General features: G+C 59.7%; 10 protein-coding genes and 1 pseudogene. 5 read left to right on the top strand and 6 right to left on the bottom strand.

Features of this window, described 5'->3' with window-relative positions:
- Positions 1-42: 42 nt before the first annotated feature.
- Positions 43-771, bottom strand: a complete 729-nt coding sequence (gene aglF / locus LT974_RS06380; protein WP_232589882.1) for a UTP--glucose-1-phosphate uridylyltransferase AglF — start codon at positions 769-771, stop codon at positions 43-45.
- Positions 772-858: 87 nt separating this feature from the next.
- Between aglF and aglM the strand changes: the two genes are divergently transcribed.
- Positions 859-2151, top strand: coding sequence for a UDP-glucose 6-dehydrogenase AglM (gene aglM / locus LT974_RS06375; protein ID WP_232589880.1), 1293 nt, complete (start codon positions 859-861; stop codon positions 2149-2151).
- Positions 2152-2580: 429 nt separating this feature from the next.
- On the opposite strand, the gene LT974_RS06370 is transcribed toward aglM, so the two are convergent.
- The 3 genes and pseudogenes from LT974_RS06370 to LT974_RS06360 all read right to left on the bottom strand — a co-directional run bounded on the left by LT974_RS06370 (position 2581) and on the right by LT974_RS06360 (position 6332).
- The gene (locus LT974_RS06370; protein WP_269785452.1) at positions 2581-3801 is read right to left on the bottom strand and encodes an orc1/cdc6 family replication initiation protein; all 1221 of its coding nucleotides are present in this window, start codon (positions 3799-3801) and stop codon (positions 2581-2583) included.
- Between the two features lie 448 nt (positions 3802-4249).
- Positions 4250-4555 (bottom strand): annotated as a pseudogene (locus LT974_RS06365) (VirB4 family type IV secretion system protein); the annotation flags it as partial.
- A gap of 352 nt (positions 4556-4907) precedes the next feature.
- Positions 4908-6332, bottom strand: a complete 1425-nt coding sequence (locus tag LT974_RS06360; RefSeq protein WP_232590224.1) for a sugar transferase — start codon at positions 6330-6332, stop codon at positions 4908-4910.
- 121 nt (positions 6333-6453) lie between these two features.
- On the opposite strand from LT974_RS06360, the gene glmU reads away from it, so the two are divergent.
- From glmU to glmS, 3 genes are read left to right on the top strand one after another with little or no spacing between them, the layout of a single operon-like run.
- Positions 6454-7647, top strand: coding sequence for a bifunctional sugar-1-phosphate nucleotidylyltransferase/acetyltransferase (gene glmU / locus LT974_RS06355; protein ID WP_232589876.1), 1194 nt, complete (start codon positions 6454-6456; stop codon positions 7645-7647).
- 13 nt (positions 7648-7660) lie between these two features.
- On the top strand, positions 7661-8824 hold the full coding sequence (locus LT974_RS06350) for a sugar phosphate nucleotidyltransferase (protein ID WP_232589875.1): 1164 nt from the start codon (positions 7661-7663) through the stop codon (positions 8822-8824).
- A gap of 2 nt (positions 8825-8826) precedes the next feature.
- Positions 8827-10629, top strand: a complete 1803-nt coding sequence (glmS, locus tag LT974_RS06345) for a glutamine--fructose-6-phosphate transaminase (isomerizing) (RefSeq protein ID WP_232589874.1) — start codon at positions 8827-8829, stop codon at positions 10627-10629.
- Between the two features lie 6 nt (positions 10630-10635).
- Here the strand turns inward: glmS and LT974_RS06340 are convergent, their stop codons facing one another.
- The gene (locus LT974_RS06340; RefSeq protein WP_232589873.1) at positions 10636-12951 is read right to left on the bottom strand and encodes an STT3 domain-containing protein; all 2316 of its coding nucleotides are present in this window, start codon (positions 12949-12951) and stop codon (positions 10636-10638) included.
- A 241-nt stretch (positions 12952-13192) separates the two neighbouring features.
- On the opposite strand from LT974_RS06340, the gene LT974_RS06335 reads away from it, so the two are divergent.
- On the top strand, positions 13193-16192 hold the full coding sequence (locus tag LT974_RS06335) for a beta strand repeat-containing protein (protein ID WP_232589872.1): 3000 nt from the start codon (positions 13193-13195) through the stop codon (positions 16190-16192).
- A 107-nt stretch (positions 16193-16299) separates the two neighbouring features.
- Here the strand turns inward: LT974_RS06335 and LT974_RS06330 are convergent, their stop codons facing one another.
- A complete protein-coding gene (locus LT974_RS06330) occupies positions 16300-18045 on the bottom strand; it encodes a BGTF surface domain-containing protein (protein ID WP_232589871.1) in 1746 nt (581 codons plus the stop codon).
- Positions 18046-18218: the final 173 nt, after the last annotated feature.

Here is an 18218-nt window from a genome sequence, read left to right as displayed (position 1 = left end):
AGTTGGCGAGAGTAAGAAGGCGGAAATAGATAAGCGACAGCGTTACGCCACAGCGTCTTCTGCTTCAGCCAGGCGCTCCTCCGCCTCCTCCCGATCCTCGGGATACCCGACGTCGACGCGCCAGCCCTCCAACCCAATCGCATCAATCGTTCGCCCGCTCTGAATCAATAGGTCAATCGCTTCCGAGATCTCGTACTCGCCTCGGTTCGACGGCTGAACCAAATGACAGGCGTGGAAGATAGCCGGACTGAACGTGTAGAAGCCAGTCATCACTAGATTAGAAGGCGGGTCGTCGGGCTTCTCCACGACGTCCGTCACTTCGCCGTACTTGTTGGTGTCACAGACGCCATACCGGCTTGCTTCATCCCACTCAACTTCCTCGACGAGGAACGCTGCGTCAGCCCGATCCTCTTGCTGGCGACGAACAACGTCCTCGAGATTCGCCTGGAAGATGTTGTCGCCGAGCATCAGCATGAAGTCATCATCAATATCATCCTCGACTTGCAGCAGCGCGTGTGCTAGCCCCTTCTGTTCGCGCTGATGGGCGTACGTGATCGGAATGCCCTCGAATTCGTCGCCGTAGTGCTCAATGATGTCCTGCTTCCGGTAGCCGACGACCACGACGAGTCCGTCAGCACCGAGCGCTGCGAGCTGCTCGAAGCAGTGCGTGAGAATCGGCTTCCCGTTGATCTCAACCATGCCCTTGGGCTTGTCCTCCGTGAGTGGCCGAAGGCGCGTCCCCTCACCGGCAGCCAGCACGACCGCTTTCATATTGTCCGAAGGATAGCCGTACATGGTCATAGGTCTGTTGACTTACTGAACCAAACCCTGAAGCGGCGTCCCACAAATCGATAGGTAATGCGAGTGAGTATTGTCGGCAGCGGCTATGTTGGCACGACTGTCGCCACGTGTTTCGCCGATATGGGCCACGACGTCGTCAACGTCGACATCGACCAAGACATCGTCGACACGATCAACGCGGGGCAGTCGCCAATTCACGAACCTGGGCTCGACGACCTACTTGCGACCCATGGTGGCGACACACTCACGGCAACTACAGACTACGAGGATATCCTCGACACCGACGTCACGTTCCTCGCGCTTCCAACGCCCTCCAGAGAAGACGGCAGCATCGACACGTCAATCATCGAAGCAGCCACCGAAACGCTCGGTGACACTCTTCGCAAGAAAGCCGGTGATCACGTTGTCGTCACGAAGAGCACGGTCATCCCAACGACGACCACGGAGACACTCGCGCCGATTCTCGCAGATACCTCGGGCAAGCAGCTCGGCGAGGACCTCCACGTCGCGATGAATCCGGAGTTCCTCCGCGAGGGCACGGCCGTCGAGGACTTCCAAAACCCGGACAAAGTCGTCTTCGGCAGCGGTAGCGAGACTGCCATCGATACCCTCCAGGAGATCTTCGAGCCCCTCATCGAGGCATCTAACGCAACTGTCGTCGAGACTGGTGTCGAGGAAGCGGAGATGATCAAGTACGCGAACAACGCTTTCCTCGCGTCGAAGGTCAGCCTCATCAACGATATTGGAAATATCTGCAAGGAGTTCGGCGTCGACGCCTACGAGGTCGCTGACGCGATCGGTCTCGACGACCGCATCGGTGAGCGCTTCCTCCGTAGTGGTCTTGGCTGGGGCGGTAGCTGCTTCGGGAAAGACACGAACGCCATCATCAACGCGGCCAAAGAGACTGGCTACGAGCCGGCGATGCTCGAAGCCGCCGTTGAGGTCAACGACCGCCAACCCGAACGCCTTCTCTCGCTCCTTGACAAACACGTCGCCGTCGAGAGCGAGCACGTCGCCGTGCTTGGGCTTGCGTTCAAACCCGGCACTGACGACGTCCGGGACTCCAGGGCGATTCCCGTTATCAATAGCCTTCAAGAGCGTGGTGCAAACGTCGCTGCCTACGACCCAGTCGCCGCCGAGAACATGCGCACGCACTTCCCAGACATCGAGTATACTGACGCACCACAGGATGCACTTGCGGGTGCAAGCGCGTGTGTCGTCTGTACTGACTGGGACGAGTTCGCTGTACTCGACGAGGAGTTCGATGCCATGGAAACACGAGTCGTCGTCGACGGCCGACGCATTATCGAGCGCCGTGATGGCCTCACGTACGAGGGGCTCACCTGGTAACAGAGGTTCGAGAGCGACAGTACGCAACCAAGCACTGCTTGAAACACGACCACAACGCGCGATTGGTAGTGGCAAGCCTACCCGCTTCACAGGGGAGACGAGGCGGATGCCGCGGGGCTTGACCCCGAGGCGGTTGACTTGCAGTAGTGGAGTGTCTGCCAGTCCGACAAACTGACGGGTAGACACCACTACGACGAGTTTTGAATGGGAATCACTCCCGACACCCCACTGTGTCGAGTGTTCCGGGCAGTGAGCCACCCCACGACGTCGAATGTTCACAGCACTGGCCTGAACCGGTCGAACCAGCACTCCACGGTGTCGAGTGTTCCCTGTGAAACAGTCCAGTGTCCTCCTCCCACACCCCACCCTGTCGAGTGTTCTCGACGAGCGTTAAGTAACCAACAACGATCCTACAGACCCCGCAACGATTCACTCGATCGACTGCGTCAGTTCAACGACGCGCCGGGGTAGGATGAGTCCCTCGAAGTCGCTAACCACATTAGCAACTAGGTCGAGGTCGACAGCGAACTCGTACTCATAGTACTGGCCACCGGAGCGACCCTCGTTCCGGGAGTGGCGATCAAGGATCCCGAGCATCGCGAGATCCGCAAGGTGGTCGTGCATCCGACGGCGAACGAGGGGATCGATATCTGACTGTTCGGCGATCGTCCGATAGCGTGGATAGATATCTCGAACGCGGAACGGCCCTGCGGATTCAAGAGCTAGGTGCAGGACGGCGACTAACGAAAGATGTCCGTGGCGGGTGAGTTCGCGCATGCCGTGTTCGACCTGGCTTCGTTCGAGTTTGTTCCGGGCCGCGTGAACGTCGTCTTCGTTGATCTGTTCACGCTTTGCCGCGCGTGCGAGTTCGCCGGCCTGATACAGCAGGTCGAGCGCCTGTCTCGCACTACCTGAGTCCTGTGCAGCGATTGCGGCACACAGCGAGAGCACGCCTGATTCCGTTGCATCCTCGTAGAGGGCGCCCTCCGCACGACGTTCGAGGATGGCTTCCAGCTCAGGCGCGTTATACGGTGAGAAGTGAATTTCTTCCTCGCAGAGGGTGTCTTTCACTTTTGGGGAGAGGTCGTCGCGGAAGCCGAAATCGTTGCTGATACCGATGACGCCGGGCTTCGTTTCAGTGAGGTAGCCGTTCGAGCGTGCTCGCGGAATCTCATAGAGAATCTCGTCGTCGTTGCCAATGTGATCGATCTCGTCGAGTACAATCAGGACCGTCCCGCCAATTGCGTCGAGTTCGCTGTACAAGAGGTCGAAGACGCGCTGTTGTGGGTAGCCAGTTGTACTAATCTGGTCGTCGTCCGGTCGCAGCGTGTTGACGAGGTTGACTGCCACTTGGTAGGACGAAGAGAGATTCGTGCAGTTGAGCCAGAACACCGAAAGGGAGACATCGTCGTACTGGTTCGAGTCGTACTGCAGTTGTTCGAGGATGTAGCGGGAGACAGCTGTTTTTCCGACGCCCGTTTTCCCGTAGAGGAAGATGTTCCGCGGTTGGGCGCCGTTGATAACTGGCTGGAGTGCGGTCTGGTACGAACTCAGTTCCGACTCACGAGCCGTGATCGAATCCGGCTGGTAGTCGTCCCGAAGCATATCCTCGTCGCGAAAGATGTGTTCATCGCGAGTGAAGGTCGCCATCCGTTACTCGCTCGTTGTTCGGACCACAATATAAAACCAGCGTGTCGAGTGCGTCATGTGAAAATATTCGAGAAACAGGAAGCAAAACTACCTCATCGAGAAACGGACGAATTCATGAATTTTAGACGTTCTATGCGCTAAATGACTGCAGAGAGTCGGCGGGGAGCAGAGCTAGCTTCGTCGGAGAACATTCGACACAGTGGGGTGGGCGACTGATCACCAAGTGGGAAACAGACCGAATCGGCAGCAGGGGCATTCGAAGAACACTCGACACGGTGGGGTGTTGGGGAAGAACAGACGCGACGGCTCAACCCACCCCGGCTCAGTTCTTAACCAACACCATCCACAGATCCCACATTGTGTTGGTTAAGACCAGAATACGTGCCACCATTGAGACGACCCGCCCGCTAGCTTGACTCAGTCATTCATCGACATGGTTTTCCTAAGACGTCGTACTACGCTCGTTTTCTGCACCGGGCAGCGACGACCGTTCCTGCTCAGTCGAGTCGACGTCAATAACCTGTTTCTCCTTCGGCATCGCCTCCACTGTAATCCCACGCCACTCACCATCAACTAACGCCTCCGAAAATCCAGCATCCTCGTTCCCTGGGACGGCATCCTGTACAAACCGCATCTGGGCGTAGTTCAACCCGAACTCCTTGGCCCACTGCTCGTCCATCCCGTCCAATCGGTGGAACTGTTTGACCGCACACTGGTCGAGAATCGCCTCGCTTTTGGCGTGCTCGAAGGACTCCGAACTCAACCTCTGCCCTCTTCAAGAATTGTCGCCTACTGTGGGGACATCAACAGCGCACCCATGACGCCACCAAGCACAATAGATGACCCCCTGAACTTGTTGGTTCCGATGGGCGCAGCCGACTGTAACGCGATCGCCTTCCGGCTCGCGGTCTTTGGTGTGAGATTAGCGGGATTATTTCAGAGCGTACCTTGACCGTCTGGACGGCGTCCCGAAGCTCATCCTTCTCGTCAGCGCGCACCGTTACGGACGGGCGCAAGTTCTTTGCGGAGTAGAACGCTCTACAGTTGCTCTTACATCTGAATACTCAAAGTATATACTATTGGCTGAGGGGTTTCGAAACACGTAGTTAGTTCCAGAATGCTTCGACGGCGTCCACGACCACTTTCCACACTTGACGGATGACGAGTTTCATGTCGAACCAGAACGACTGCTGTTTGACGTACTGGAGGTCGTAGCGAATCTTCTCTGCCGGTTCCGCACCAGTCACATCGTTCACTTGGGCGAGCCCCGTCAGTCCGGGTTTGACGAACCAGCGCTTTCGCCAATCGATGACGCCAGTCTGAATGTCCGAATCCAGTTCCGGCCGCTCGGGTCGTGGGCCGACCACGCTCATGTCGCCTTTCAGAACTGCCCACAGCTGCGGAATCTCGTCAAGGTGTGTCTCCCGAAGGATGCGCCCGACTCGCGTGACGCGCGGATCGACACCACCCGCGTCCTCATCGCTGATCGTTGCGCCAGTCTGGTTTTCGGCGTTCTCGACCATCGACCGGAACTTGTACACGTCGAACGTCTCGCCGAAGACAGCCGTCCGTTCCTGCTTGTACAGCACGGAACCACCATCATCGAGCTTGATCGCCACCGTAATTGCGAGAATGATGGGGCTCAACGCGACCAGCCCAACCGTCGAGAAGGCGAGGTCGAAGCCGCGCTTGAGCACGTAGTCCTGGATGTCCCATGGTTCGACATCGACGTCGACGAGTGTCCCGACATCACTATCGGAGGTCAACACCTGGTCGGCGTGGTCGCGGTGGACTTTCGCGTCGACGCCGTGTTCGTAGCAGGCGTCGAGGGCGCCGAAGAACTCCGCGCGGTCGGTGTGTGTGAACGCGAGCACCACCGTATCGATATCGTACTCGACGAGTACGTCCTCGATGCGGGAGAGGCCGCCGAGGCGTTCCATGCCGTGGAGCGTGAATCCGCCATCTGCGACGATTGCCGACGGTGGTGACGCGCTTGCGACGCGGTCGAACGCACTCGTCGGACAGAGATAGCCCAGAATCGGGATGTCAACGTCGCCAGCGAGGCTCTCAATTTCCTCCGGGTCGTCACCGACGACGATCGCGCGCTCGGCGTCATTACTTGGCAGGCGGCGAATCCAGACGAACCACGCAGGGAGCGCGCCGAGTAACACCGGCGTGACCGCGAGCAGTGTCGCCCGTGGAAGCCGGTACGTGTAGTCGAAGTAGCCGATTGCGGCGAGCGTGAGCATCGCGACGAGGACGCGCTTCTGTGCGAATACGACCACGTCGAGAATGCGGCGCGGCCGGGGCTTGTAGAGTGGCACGAATACGGCCGTCACGACGACGACGGTCGTCGCGGTTTCGAGAATCCCCTCCGCGCCCGCTGGGGGGTCGACGGAAAGCTGCCCGATGAGGGGAAGCGTACCCAGAATGCTCTGAATGGCGGGGCTGTTCGCGACCGTGACCGCTAGCGCGGTCAGCGCCGCGACGCCGAGGGCGCTGCCAACGCGGTACCGCCAACCCCCGTTCATCATCTCTCGTTTGTGGGGCCAGCAGGGTTAAATACTCCGACTTTGACAGGCTCGCCGGTCGAACACTAGCGAGGGTTCCTGTAAGCTTAAGCGCGCGACGAGTAACGGTACGGTAGAAACGATGCAGGCTATCGTCGTCGCTGCCGGCCAGGGAACACGCATGGGGCCGTTAACAGACGGGCGGCCAAAGCCGCTACTCCCGGTCGCGGGAAAGCCGATTCTCGAACACGTCCTCAACGTCGCTGCGCCGTACGTCGACAGCTACGTTGTAGTCGTCGGCTACGAGGGCGACCAAATACGGAATCAGATCGGCGAGACGTATCAAGGACTTCCCGTTGAATACGCCGAACAGGCCGAACAGCTCGGGACCGCACACGCTGTTGGGCAGGCCGAACCGTACGTGGATGAGGACGTGCTCGTGCTGAATGGGGATGTCTACGTCACGGACGCACTCGTCGAGGATCTGGCAGCACAGACCGGCACAGCGATGGCCGTGATGCCCGTCGAGAACCCGCGTTCGTACGGCGTCGTCGAACTCGATGGAGACCGAGTGACGAGCATCGTGGAGAAGCCGACAGACCCACCGACGAATCTCGCGAATCTCGGGCTGTACCGGTTCACGCCCAAAATCTTCGAGTACATCAAGCGGACGGAACTCAGCGAGCGCGGCGAGTACGAACTCACGGACGCCCTTGAGATGGCGCTGGACGATGGCGTGACTGCCGTCGAATACGATGGCCCCTGGCTGGACATTGGGCGGCCGTGGGAGCTCCTGGGAGCGAGCAGCTACCTCCTCGATGACCTCGACCGAGACATTCGGGGCGAAGTCGAAGACGGCGCGACACTCAAGGGGCCCGTTGTCGTCGAAGAGGGCGCACGGGTTCGGGATGGCGCGTACATCGAAGGACCAGTTCGAATTCAGGCCGGTGCAGACGTTGGGCCGAACGCGTACGTCCGTGGGTCGACGGTCATCGGGCCGGATGTCCGCGTCGGGAACGCCGTCGAAATCAAGAACTCGATTCTGATGGCTGGAACGGCCGTGAGCCATCACGCGTACGTTGGGGACAGCGTGCTCGGCGCGGACGTGAACTTCGGCGCAGGGACGAAGGTCGCCAACCTCCGCCATGACGAGGATACCGTCCACGTTCAGGTGAAAGGTGAGATGGTGGATACTGGTCGCCGGAAGTTCGGTGTGGTCGTCGGTGATGACACGAAGACCGGCATTAATACGAGTCTCAACGCGGGCGTGACGCTCGGGACGGAGACGCGGACGGATCTCGGCGAGCGCGTAGGAACTGATAAGAACCGGGAGTGACACGAAACAAGTAATGCAGGCTGTCGTGCTCGCGGCGGGGAAAGGTGAGCGGCTGTGGCCGCTCACCGAGAATCGCCCGAAACCGATGATCCCCGTCGCGAACCGCCCTCTCCTAGAGCATATCGTTGACGCGCTCGTCGACGCTGGCGTCTCCGAGATCGTTCTCGTCGTTGGGTCGAATCGCGAACGCGTGCAGCGGCACTTCGAGAACGGCGACGCGTGGGGCGTTGATATCTCCTATGCCATCCAAGACCCACAGCTTGGAACGGGACATGCGCTTCTCCAAGCGGAATCACAGGTTGGTGAGTCGTTCATTGCGGTTAACGGCGACCGCATCATCGACGCGTCGATTATCGAGGACGTGTGGGAGCGCCACCAAGAGACCGGCGACCCGGCGATGGGCGTGACACAGGTCGAGAAGCCAAGCCATTACGGCGTCGTCGAACTCGACGGCGAAACCGTCACCGGCATCGAAGAGCAGCCTATCGCGGAACTCGCAAAATCGAACTTCATCAACGCGGGCGTCTACGCGTTCGATCCCAGTATCTTCGCGGCAATTCGCCAGACAGATAGTTACGGTGAGCAGGCACTGACGGACACGCTCTCGACGCGGCTCGACGACCAGCGGATTCGCGCGGTCAGGTACCGTGGCCGCTGGCTCGATGTCTCCGAGCCGTGGGACCTCCTCACCGTCAACAACGCACTCATCAAGGATCGAGAACCGCAGCCACCACAGAACGCAGCTATCGACGATTCAGCGGTTATCGCCGACGCCACCGTGTTCGGTGACGGCGTCGTCGTCCACCCACAAGCGACGATTCTCGGGGGCGTAACACTCGGCGATAACGTAAGCATCGGTGCCGGCGCAGTAGTGAAAAACGCGATACTCTTATCAGATTGCACGATAGAGTCTGGGGCAATAGTGAACGACTGTATCGTCGGCGCGAACGCGTCCATCGGCCCGAACACCACCGTCGAGGGTGGGACAGCTGATGTAGTGCTCGACGATACGGTCTATCAGGATGTCAGGTTCGGCGGATTGACCGGCGACAACGTCGACATCGGCGCGAACGTCACAATCGCACCTGGTTCGATCGTCGGCAACGACGCGACCGTCGACAGCGCAACGCTGGTCAAGGGCCGCATCGAGGACGGCAGTCACGTCACGCGAGGCTAACCATGTGTGGAATCACCGGCTACATCGGCACCGACGCAACGGGCAAAATCGTCCACCAGGGACTGCAGAATCTCGAATACCGCGGCTACGACTCCGCGGGCATCGCACTCAACGGCGACGGCCTCACGATTCACAAAACCGAGGGTGAGGTCGGCGATCTCCCCGTTCCCTCCCGCAACGGCGTCATTTGTGGCATCGGCCACACGCGCTGGAGTACGCACGGCGAGCCGACCGAGGAGAACGCCCACCCACACACCGACTGCACGGGCGAGGTTGCAGTCGTCCACAACGGCATCGTGGAGAACTACGACGACCTCAAAGCCGAGCTCCGCGACGACCACGTCTTCCGTAGCGACACCGACACCGAAGTCATCCCACACCTCATCGAGACGCACCTCGCGGACGATGTCTCCCTGCTCACCGCCGTCAAGCGCGCCACGAGTCGCCTCGAAGGAAGTTACGCGATTGCGGTGACGGCGGTTGGCCACGACGGGATTGTCGTCGCGCGGGAGGACAGTCCGCTCCTGCTCGGCCACGCGGACGGCGAGACGTTCATCGGGAGCGACGCCACCGCGTTCATTGAGCACACGAACCGCGTAACGTACCTCGAGAACGGCGACATCGCACACATCACCAAGGACGGCGTCGACATTTTCAACGACGGCAACCACGTCGAACGGACGACCGAGACGCTCGACTGGGATGCCGACGCCGCGGGCAAAAGTGGCTACGACCACTACATGCTCAAGGAGATTCACGAGCAGCCGCGGGCGCTCCGGCAAGCCATCTCCGGGCGCATCGATGAACTCTCGACGGGCGTTGACCTCGACGTCGACCTGCCCGCGGAATATCCCCAATCCGTCGAGGAGATCCAGATCGTCGCCTGCGGCACCTCCTATCACGCGGGGTTGTTCGCGAAGGAACTTCTCGAAGCCAAAGCGGACGTCCGCGTCACCGTCCACGTGGCCAGCGAGTACGACTTCCAGGGTGGCCGCGACCCGTGGCGGACACTCGTCGTCGCCATCACGCAGAGCGGCGAAACCGCGGACACACTCTCCGCGCTCCGCGAGGCGTCGCGCGCCGGCACGCGAACGCTTGCACTCACGAACACGCTCGGCAGTACGGTCACGCGGGAGGCCGACGATACGGTCTTCATTCGTGCGGGTCCCGAAATCGGGGTGGCTGCGACGAAGACGTTCGTCTCACAGGTCGCCACCGCAGCGCTCCTTGCCGTCCACCTCGGCCAGGTACGCAACAAGATGTCGACGGAAGTCGCGTCGGAACTCCTCGAAAGCCTGCGTGACCTCCCCGGCGCGGTCCAGCAAGTCCTCGACCAGGAAGCCCACATCAAGGAGATCGCACAGGAGTACGCGGACAGTGACGCGTTCTTCTACGTGGGGCGGCGCGCCGGCTATCCCGTCGCCTTGGAGAGCGCGCTCAAACTCAAGGAGATTTCCTATGACCACGCCGAAGGGTTCGCCGCGGGAGAACTCAAGCACGGCCCGCTCGCACTCGTCACCTCCGACACGCCGGTCATCGCCCTCCTCACGAGCGAGACCGCGCGCAAGAAGACGCTGAACAACGTCAAAGAGGTAAAATCACGGGGCGCACCGGTTATCGGTGTGGCGAGTGACCCGGACGCGACTGCACACGTCGACGCGACATTCGACGTCCCCGACTGTGGACCGATGGAACCGGTCGTCGCAAACGTCGCCCTCCAACTGTTCGCCTACCACGTCGCTAACGAGAAAGGACGGCCCATCGACAAGCCGCGAAACCTTGCGAAGAGCGTCACCGTCGAATAGCCGGCTTCAGGCCGCGGATACGTTTACTTGTCGCGCGTTCTGAACTGCGTCCTCAGGGACTTCGACCGCCGTTCCGGCTATATCGTACTCGCCAGCGTAGGGAACGCGCACGGTGTATGTGCCGTTCGCCGCCGCTGTTGTCGTCCGTTCATACGTAAACGGCTGCCCTGACACCGCCCCCTCGTGCGTAACAGTTACTGTGGCGTTCGCGTCAGTCGTCCCACGGATGGTCGCGCCCGGGACGAGCGTGTAGACCGTTTTCGAGCCGCCAGCCCACACCGCCTGGTAGTGCCCAGTACCGCTCCCCCAGTCAGCGAGCCGCGAAGCCAGCTTCGCTGCGTCATACCCGCTCGCGTAGTCTTCGTCAGCCACGATGAAGGCTGCCCGGTTACGCAGCCGTTCATACCACCCTCGGCTATTCGTTGCGTTGAGGAACTGCTCGTAGTTCGTTCGTGCATACCCGTAGCTCCGGGAGTCGCCGGAGACGAACGCGTTATAGAGACGGTTCTGTCCCCATGTGCTAAACACGTACTGCTGGTCGCTCGTCCACTCCGGGGACTGAACTTCGTCTTCCATCCACGCCGCCGCCTCGTAGGTGTCGTCAGCTGGTACGATCGTGTTCGTGCGAAGGGGCGTCATCATCGTCCCAAGCCCACCGACCAGCAGGAACGCCAACCCAAGTGAGACGAGCGTGCGGCGCTCAGGTAGCGTGAACGAGCGCAAGGCACGGTCATCGGCTTCGCGGGGGGTGCTGTCGGCGAATAGCTGCGGTGGGTCCGTAATGTCGACGACAGCGAGGAAGTAGACGAAGGCGAATCCAGCGAACACCGCGACGAACAGCGAGAGTTCACCCGTGAACCGGACTTGCGTCACCGCAAGTCCGAACAACACCAGGCCGTACGACGCGGTGAGCAACCATCGCGGGTTGTCGAATTTTACGTAGAACGCCCACGCGCCCGCAGGGAGCGCGAACAACAACGCGGTTCCATAGAAGAAGATTGGGCCCGCCAACAGTCCGTAGTCAGTACTGAATAACGACCGGGTCTCAACGATGTTGCTGCCAGACATTCCGACGAGCCGGGAGAACTCCTGGCTGAGTTCGGCCCCGAACGACGGTTCAATCATGACGACAACTCCGAGCGTGAGCACTCCACTCCCGGCCGCTAGGACGGAAGCCACCCAGGCAGGCCAGTCGAGTCGGCGTGTGAGCGCTGCCATTCCGACTGCAAACGCCATCGCTGCAGCCGCAAGGATCGGCGGCACGACGATGTTGGGGGACTGCCAGCCAAGCACCAAGTGGCCGGCAACAGCGAGCAGTCCCCCGGTACCGACGCCCACGATGAGGAGGATGTCCGCACGTAGCGAATCCCCGGAGCGGACGAGAGCTGCGCTCCGCACGACCGCATAGGCGACGAACGGCACGAACAACAGTGGCGCAGCGTTCCACGAATGTGCTTGGGCAGCGATCCCAGCCGCCAGGACAGCAGCCCACGGGAGCTGCGACCGCCACTCGAACTTCGTCCTCGCGGGGAGTGTGCGGACGGCAGCGAGTGCGACGACGCCAAGCCAGAGGAAGTCCAGTGCGTGGTGGTCGGCGAAGCCGAGCGCAGTCCGGTAGCCGTGGACAGGTAACACCGCAAGAATGAGTAGTGATGCGAGGCCGACCCGGCGGTCACGAGAGAGGGTTACCGCAAGGAAATAGCAAATAATCGCGCTCCCAACTGCGGCAAAGACAGGATACCAGGCGAGCACAAGTTCCGCGACACTTGTGCTTCCACCGAACGCTCGCGTAACGGCGACGAGAAGCGCGACAAGCAGGGGTTCGCCGGTCGCAATTTGCGCCGGGACATCGAGGGTGCCGGCACCGGAGTCCAGCATCGAGAAGACGAGGTACCGATAGTAGTACGGGTCGTTTCCAAGCAGGACGACGTGTTCCCCACGGAATACGCGAGGGTAGACAAATACGCGGAATGCGACGACAACGAGCAGGCAGCCAACAACGGCCGCAAGCACATGCCCCGGGATATTCGAGACGGCGAATCGTTCCCGAAGGCCCGCAGTCGCGCTGTCGGGCGTTCGTTCGGGTTCGGCGTCACCGAGCGCAACGCGAACGGCGTGACGGTCCGCGAGGCGATACCCATTCTCGGATTCGGTAGCGATGCCACGGGAGACGAGCTCCCCGAATGTTCCGGAGTCGAGTGGCGTCTCGTCGAACGTCCACACATCTTGCTCGCGATCGACGTCCACGAGTGTCCGGAGGTCGTCGGCGAGCCCCGGTCGGTTGTCGAGGAGGGCGGCTGTCTCCTCGCGCACGTCGGTCATTAGTAAGGCAAACACCGACGAGTGGGCTAAGGTGTTTCGACTGCGCCACAGTCGAATAGAGCACCAACACTAGGTTTTTCACCGCAATGTGGAGGGATAAGTAGCGATATTTCCGGTACGTCTCCTCTGTATTCAGGATGTTAACCGAGACTGTAGAAACCCTGTATTTGCCGGCCACAAGTCTTTAAACAGGTGTTTTCGGCGATAACGCCTTTCCGTGTTCTAGTCCAATTTAATTAATATGCGAGTGGGTGGGTGTCTTCGAAAATCAGCGGTCATCCTGGGGGTACTTTCGGTCATCACTGCGTTAGCGGTTGGAGCTGGGCTACAGGCGTCAACAGTCGCTGGCGCGTCAGCACAGTCGGGGGACACTAACTCAACGGTAACGTTCGCGTACGTGAACGGTGAGAATCTAACGCTCGTCACGAAGGCTGGAAGTGAGATCAATCTCGGTGTCAACGCTAACGCAATCGGCGCTGGGAAGGACGTCGATGGTGATGGATACGTTGAAATTCCGTACGTGACGAGCAATAATCACCTGAAGATCGTCGATAAGACTGGTGAGATGATGACGTTGACAACGGACGCTGACAAATCGAAAGCGAAGGTTGCAATCGGTGATCACGACGAAGACGGCGAAGACAGCGTCTACTACTCCACGCCGGACGGCGTGCTGAAGGCCGCCAACATCGTAGACAACACAACCAGAATACTGGATGGTGCGGACACCGCGACGAAAGCTGTCGCTGGCGTTGGGGACGTCACTGGTGATGGAACGCCGGAAGTCGTCTACACCGATGGCTCGAACATCGGGTATTACAACCAATCCGGTGTCGAGAATAGTTTCTACACGAATGGAGTTGGAAGCAGTGATGGACATGGTATCGGTGCGCCACGGGACCTCGATGGCGACGGGACTGCGCGGATTCCGATCGTTACGGGTAGCAATAACGTGGCGCTTGTCGACGGGAGTGGCAGCCCAGAAACACTCATGCAGGACGGAAGTGCAGCAAAATCGCCGGTAGCAGCGGTCGACTGGGTGAATGGTTCTAACCTAGAAGTCCTGTTCTTGAATTCGAGCCAGAACGACGAACCGTACTATGTAACGCTCGACAAATCGACCGGGCCGATTGATGCTGTGAGTGGAACGGCAGACGCCGAGGCGGGCGTCGCTTGGGTGCAGGATGCCCCACTTGTGCTCTCAAACTTCACCCTCGTGAATGACTCGGGCACGTTACAAGCATCATTTAACTCGAGTAGCGACCTCAGTTCGCTGGATGTTACGATCGACGGCCCCGACAGTGAATCGCTCAACTTGACTGATTTTACCGAGAACACTACTGATGGCCGCTACACCTATACTGGCGATTACCGCCCGGGTATGGATGGCAACTACACGGCCATCCTCAACTCTGCGACCGCCACTGATGGCGACACCGCAACTCCCGAGTATACGGATAATGCGACCATCGACACACGATTCAACGTCACCGACCTGAATGCGACCGCAAACGGCTTCGCTATCAATATCTCGTTTAACGCCACCGACCAACTCTCAGGAGCCTCCGTCGATATTGGCGGCGCCGAAAACGACACTCTCGATCTCAATAACTTCTCGACGTCTAGTTCGGACTCTCCATACGTGTACACGGGTACGTACAACGCGAGTACAGCGGGCGAGTACAACGTCACGCTCACGCAGGCGACCTCCGACGATGACCAGGTTGACGACGAGAATCTCACCGACTCGGCAATCGCAGACGAACCACTGGACGTGTGGAACTTCACGCTGACGAACGAGACGGATGGTATCCACGTCGCCTTCAACGCGAGCGAACAACTGGGTGGAACTACTGTCGACATCGACGGACCACCGAATACGACGCTCAACTACGGGAACTTCACAGAAAACGTGGCTGGCGACGATTACACCTATGAGACAACGTACGAGACCACCGAAATCGGCACATACAACGGTACACTCGAGCGCGCCGAGTCCACGGACGGTGATGTTGCCACGCCCGATCTTACTGCGAATGCGACGCTCGGTGACCCCTTCGACGTCACGAACCTCACAGCAACTGCGCGAAACGGCGACCTAAACCTCTCGTTCGATACAACGCATACGCTGGATGCCGTCACAGTCGAGATTGCGGGCGCGGAAACCGATACCCTCACCGTCGATGCGTTCTCAACAAACGAATCCGCCCCGACGTACACGTACACTGGCCGCTATGAGGCGAACACAACAGGGAACTACAACGTGACGCTCACCGACGCGACGGCCACTGACGACCAGATCCACGACGATACCCTCACAGCGAATGCGACACTTGAGCCACTGCTGACGAACGCGACACTGACGGATACAACCGATCAGAACGCGATCGTTAACGAGACTGATCGCGTCACAATTACGGCGGAGGTCTCTTCGGCCGCCGACTCCGTTACCGCAGATGCGTCGGCGTTCGGCGCAGGATCGGTTGCCCTCAACGCAATCGATGCTTCGACGTACGAAGCGACGATTGACGTTACGGTCAGTAACGTGACCGAGCAGCGACGCGTCCACGTGACCGTCTCGGGTGTGTCGGGTCGCGTAGCCAGCGACACGACCAACGAGGTCGTTATTGATACGGAACCGCCCGCTGTTGATGTTGGGGAGAATCAGACTGCTGACGCGGGTTCGAATGTGTCCTTCAGCCCGATGCACGTCGCTGAACCGACGACGCGAATCGTCGATTACGAATGGGTGGTTGCCGGGGCGCAGCGGAGTGGCGAGAACGTGACGACAGCGTTTGCGGAACCGGGGGACTATACGGTCCGTCTCGCGGTCACGGACGCCGCTGGAAATGTAGGAACGGACGCCCTTACCGTGACTGTTGAGTCCAATAAGCGCACAACGGAATCGTCAACGACTTCGCCTATCGGCGGCGGTTCGTCTGGCGGCGGAGGCTCCGGTGGTTTGTTAGTCCCGACTGCAACAGCCACAGACTCCCAAACAACGACACCGCCAACGGCCCCAACAACGACAACGGACGCTAATTCAGGAGCTCCCGCGACGAAAACAGCGCAGGAATCGACCACGACACCGACGAACGCCACAACGACTCCCAGCCAGGGCCGACCGACGCACAACGTCGAAATGCCATTCGGCGAGTTATTCGGTATTCCGGTAAGTCTGCCGATTCTCGCGTTTATCGCAGCTACCGTCCTTGCAGCTCGACGCCGAGATAATCAGTAGTGAATGCCGAGTCGTTTGGTGAACCCCCTCTCAAAATTCCCTCAGTGGTTCCCTGATCACTAGCGAGTAGCACAGCGAACGTTCTTACTAGGTTGTGCTGGCTGCGGTTAACGGTCCGCTCGGTGCAGCACACAGAGACCGAGGAGGAGCGCGACAATCGCAGCTAGTGAAACCAACGGTGTGAACCCTGGCACACCGCCACCAGATTCTGCCGTCGCATCAGTCTCCGTCTCGGACGCCGTCCGTTCACCGGTTGTCATGTTCATTCCGGTCGGACTCTGTGGCGCGACAATTTCCGCGGTCGTCGAAGCGATTTGCGCGTCATCAGCGAGTAACGAGACGGAGATCGTATCACCAACAGCAGACGCTGACACGTCGACTGTACCGGCGAATGTGTGATTGGCTGCGACGGTTACGGTAGACTCCCGAATGTAGGATAACGCGGTGTTCGACGCTGAGGATCTAACCTGTAGTGTCGCTTCTGTACCCGGTGCAATATTGGTCGTTCCGCGGATCGTGACGTTAGCGGACCGCTCGAGCAGCAGTCGGTCGGCGGACGTATCACTCCGATTGCTCGCAAAGCGGGCCTGTGGCCTCGTTAGGGTGAATGATGTCGTCCCGGCAGCCTGTTCACCCGGAGCGAGATACGGGAACGCTGGTTCGTTAACGTCCCCGCCGGCTCCGCCGAGTAACCCCCTGTAGTACGTCTGGATATTCCGGTCTTCCCGGTCGAATCGGAACGGCTCCGATGCATCTGTCTCGTACGCGAGTGATGCGGAGAAGGCTCGGCCTTCGGCCTCGCCGACGCTGAGGTCATTTATCGCTCGTGGATCCACGACCACGTAGAGGGTGCCGGCGGACTGGTTTGCGTACACGGACACGGCCGATGGATCGACGGCTGAAAGATCGACCACTTCGAGTGGCGACTCAATACTGTCTCTCGTGCCGGGTCCCTGAACGACGCTGCCTTCGCGTGCTTCTATCGCGAACTGTACCCCCTCGCCCGTCCGTGTTTCTAGTTGTGAGAGCGTACGCGGGGACATACCAGTCGTGAGCGCGTCAAACTCGCCTTCGATCGCGACAAGATGACCGTAGATGCCCGTTGCGTCGGCGGTGATCACTAGGCGATCCGCGGTCGTAATGGAGGATTGTTCGGTGAGCGATTGCGCCAGTGCAGTCTGGTTACTTACACCATTTGCGGGTCCCGCTGGTGCCGCCTGAACTGTGACGCCATCAATACCCGGTTTCGTTAACGTGATCGTTGCCTCGCCAAGCTTGGGCGAGATCGACTTTGACACGACCGCTGGCTCTGTTGCCGTCGTTGGTGCTTGCTCCGTGTCATTGACCTGGAACTCGCCGCCCGTACTCGCAACAACCGGATATGCTCCTGGCTGTAGTGGTTGTTGTAGTTGGTTGATTCCACGATCGTTTGTCTGGCCATCGATAAGACCGAGCGCTTCGAGGTACGCGTTAAACCCTCCAAGTTGGGCACCGTCCCGGTCGAGAAATGTCGGTGCAGCCTCGCCATCAGGCAAGCGACCGTGGACGGCGCTCTGAACTTGATCGCCCTCACTGTGGTACACAAGCTCGGTATTTGTGGCACTTAGACTATCACTCGTTCCGAGCGTTCGCGTGTTAATCGCGAGGGTAACTTCCCCGTCGTTATCGCTGTCGACTACGTGGAGCACGTCAATGAATCCGGTTGTGACGCTCCCGAGTTGGACGTAAGCGTCGTTACGGACCGCGGGACCTGAAGAAGTGTTCCCAGTTGCAGACCCTGCAGTTGTCAGATTAAGCGTGAGGGTGACGATATCACCGGCTGGCTGTTCGTAGGTGTCTTGGCTCCAACCCATTCCTGAGTGATTATCACGCGTAGCGCCAGCGATGATCGGTTGGCGGGAAGCAATAGATTTAATTGGCGGCTGGGCCACCGCCTGACTGGCTGCTTGCTTCTGTTGGGTCGCCGTCGACGAGTCCGAAGGCGTGGCTGCCGGCGTGATCGTTGCTGATGCGGCCCCGACGAATG

This window comes from Halobacterium noricense, assembly GCF_021233435.1.
Lineage (GTDB): Archaea > Halobacteriota > Halobacteria > Halobacteriales > Halobacteriaceae > Halobacterium > Halobacterium noricense.
Note: the sequence above shows the minus strand (reverse complement) of the source record. Positions and strands in the feature narration are given on the sequence as shown.

Coding starts and splice junctions, on each gene's coding strand:
- aglF (WP_232589882.1), bottom strand. CDS start 771: ATGAAAGCGGTCGTGCTGGCTGCCGGTGAGGGGACGCGCCTTCGGCCA.
- aglM (WP_232589880.1), top strand. CDS start 859: ATGCGAGTGAGTATTGTCGGCAGCGGCTATGTTGGCACGACTGTCGCC.
- LT974_RS06370 (WP_269785452.1), bottom strand. CDS start 3,801: ATGGCGACCTTCACTCGCGATGAACACATCTTTCGCGACGAGGATATG.
- LT974_RS06360 (WP_232590224.1), bottom strand. CDS start 6,332: ATGAACGGGGGTTGGCGGTACCGCGTTGGCAGCGCCCTCGGCGTCGCG.
- glmU (WP_232589876.1), top strand. CDS start 6,454: ATGCAGGCTATCGTCGTCGCTGCCGGCCAGGGAACACGCATGGGGCCG.
- LT974_RS06350 (WP_232589875.1), top strand. CDS start 7,661: ATGCAGGCTGTCGTGCTCGCGGCGGGGAAAGGTGAGCGGCTGTGGCCG.
- glmS (WP_232589874.1), top strand. CDS start 8,827: ATGTGTGGAATCACCGGCTACATCGGCACCGACGCAACGGGCAAAATC.
- LT974_RS06340 (WP_232589873.1), bottom strand. CDS start 12,951: ATGACCGACGTGCGCGAGGAGACAGCCGCCCTCCTCGACAACCGACCG.
- LT974_RS06335 (WP_232589872.1), top strand. CDS start 13,193: ATGCGAGTGGGTGGGTGTCTTCGAAAATCAGCGGTCATCCTGGGGGTA.
- LT974_RS06330 (WP_232589871.1), bottom strand. CDS start 18,045: ATGGGTTGGAGCCAAGACACCTACGAACAGCCAGCCGGTGATATCGTC.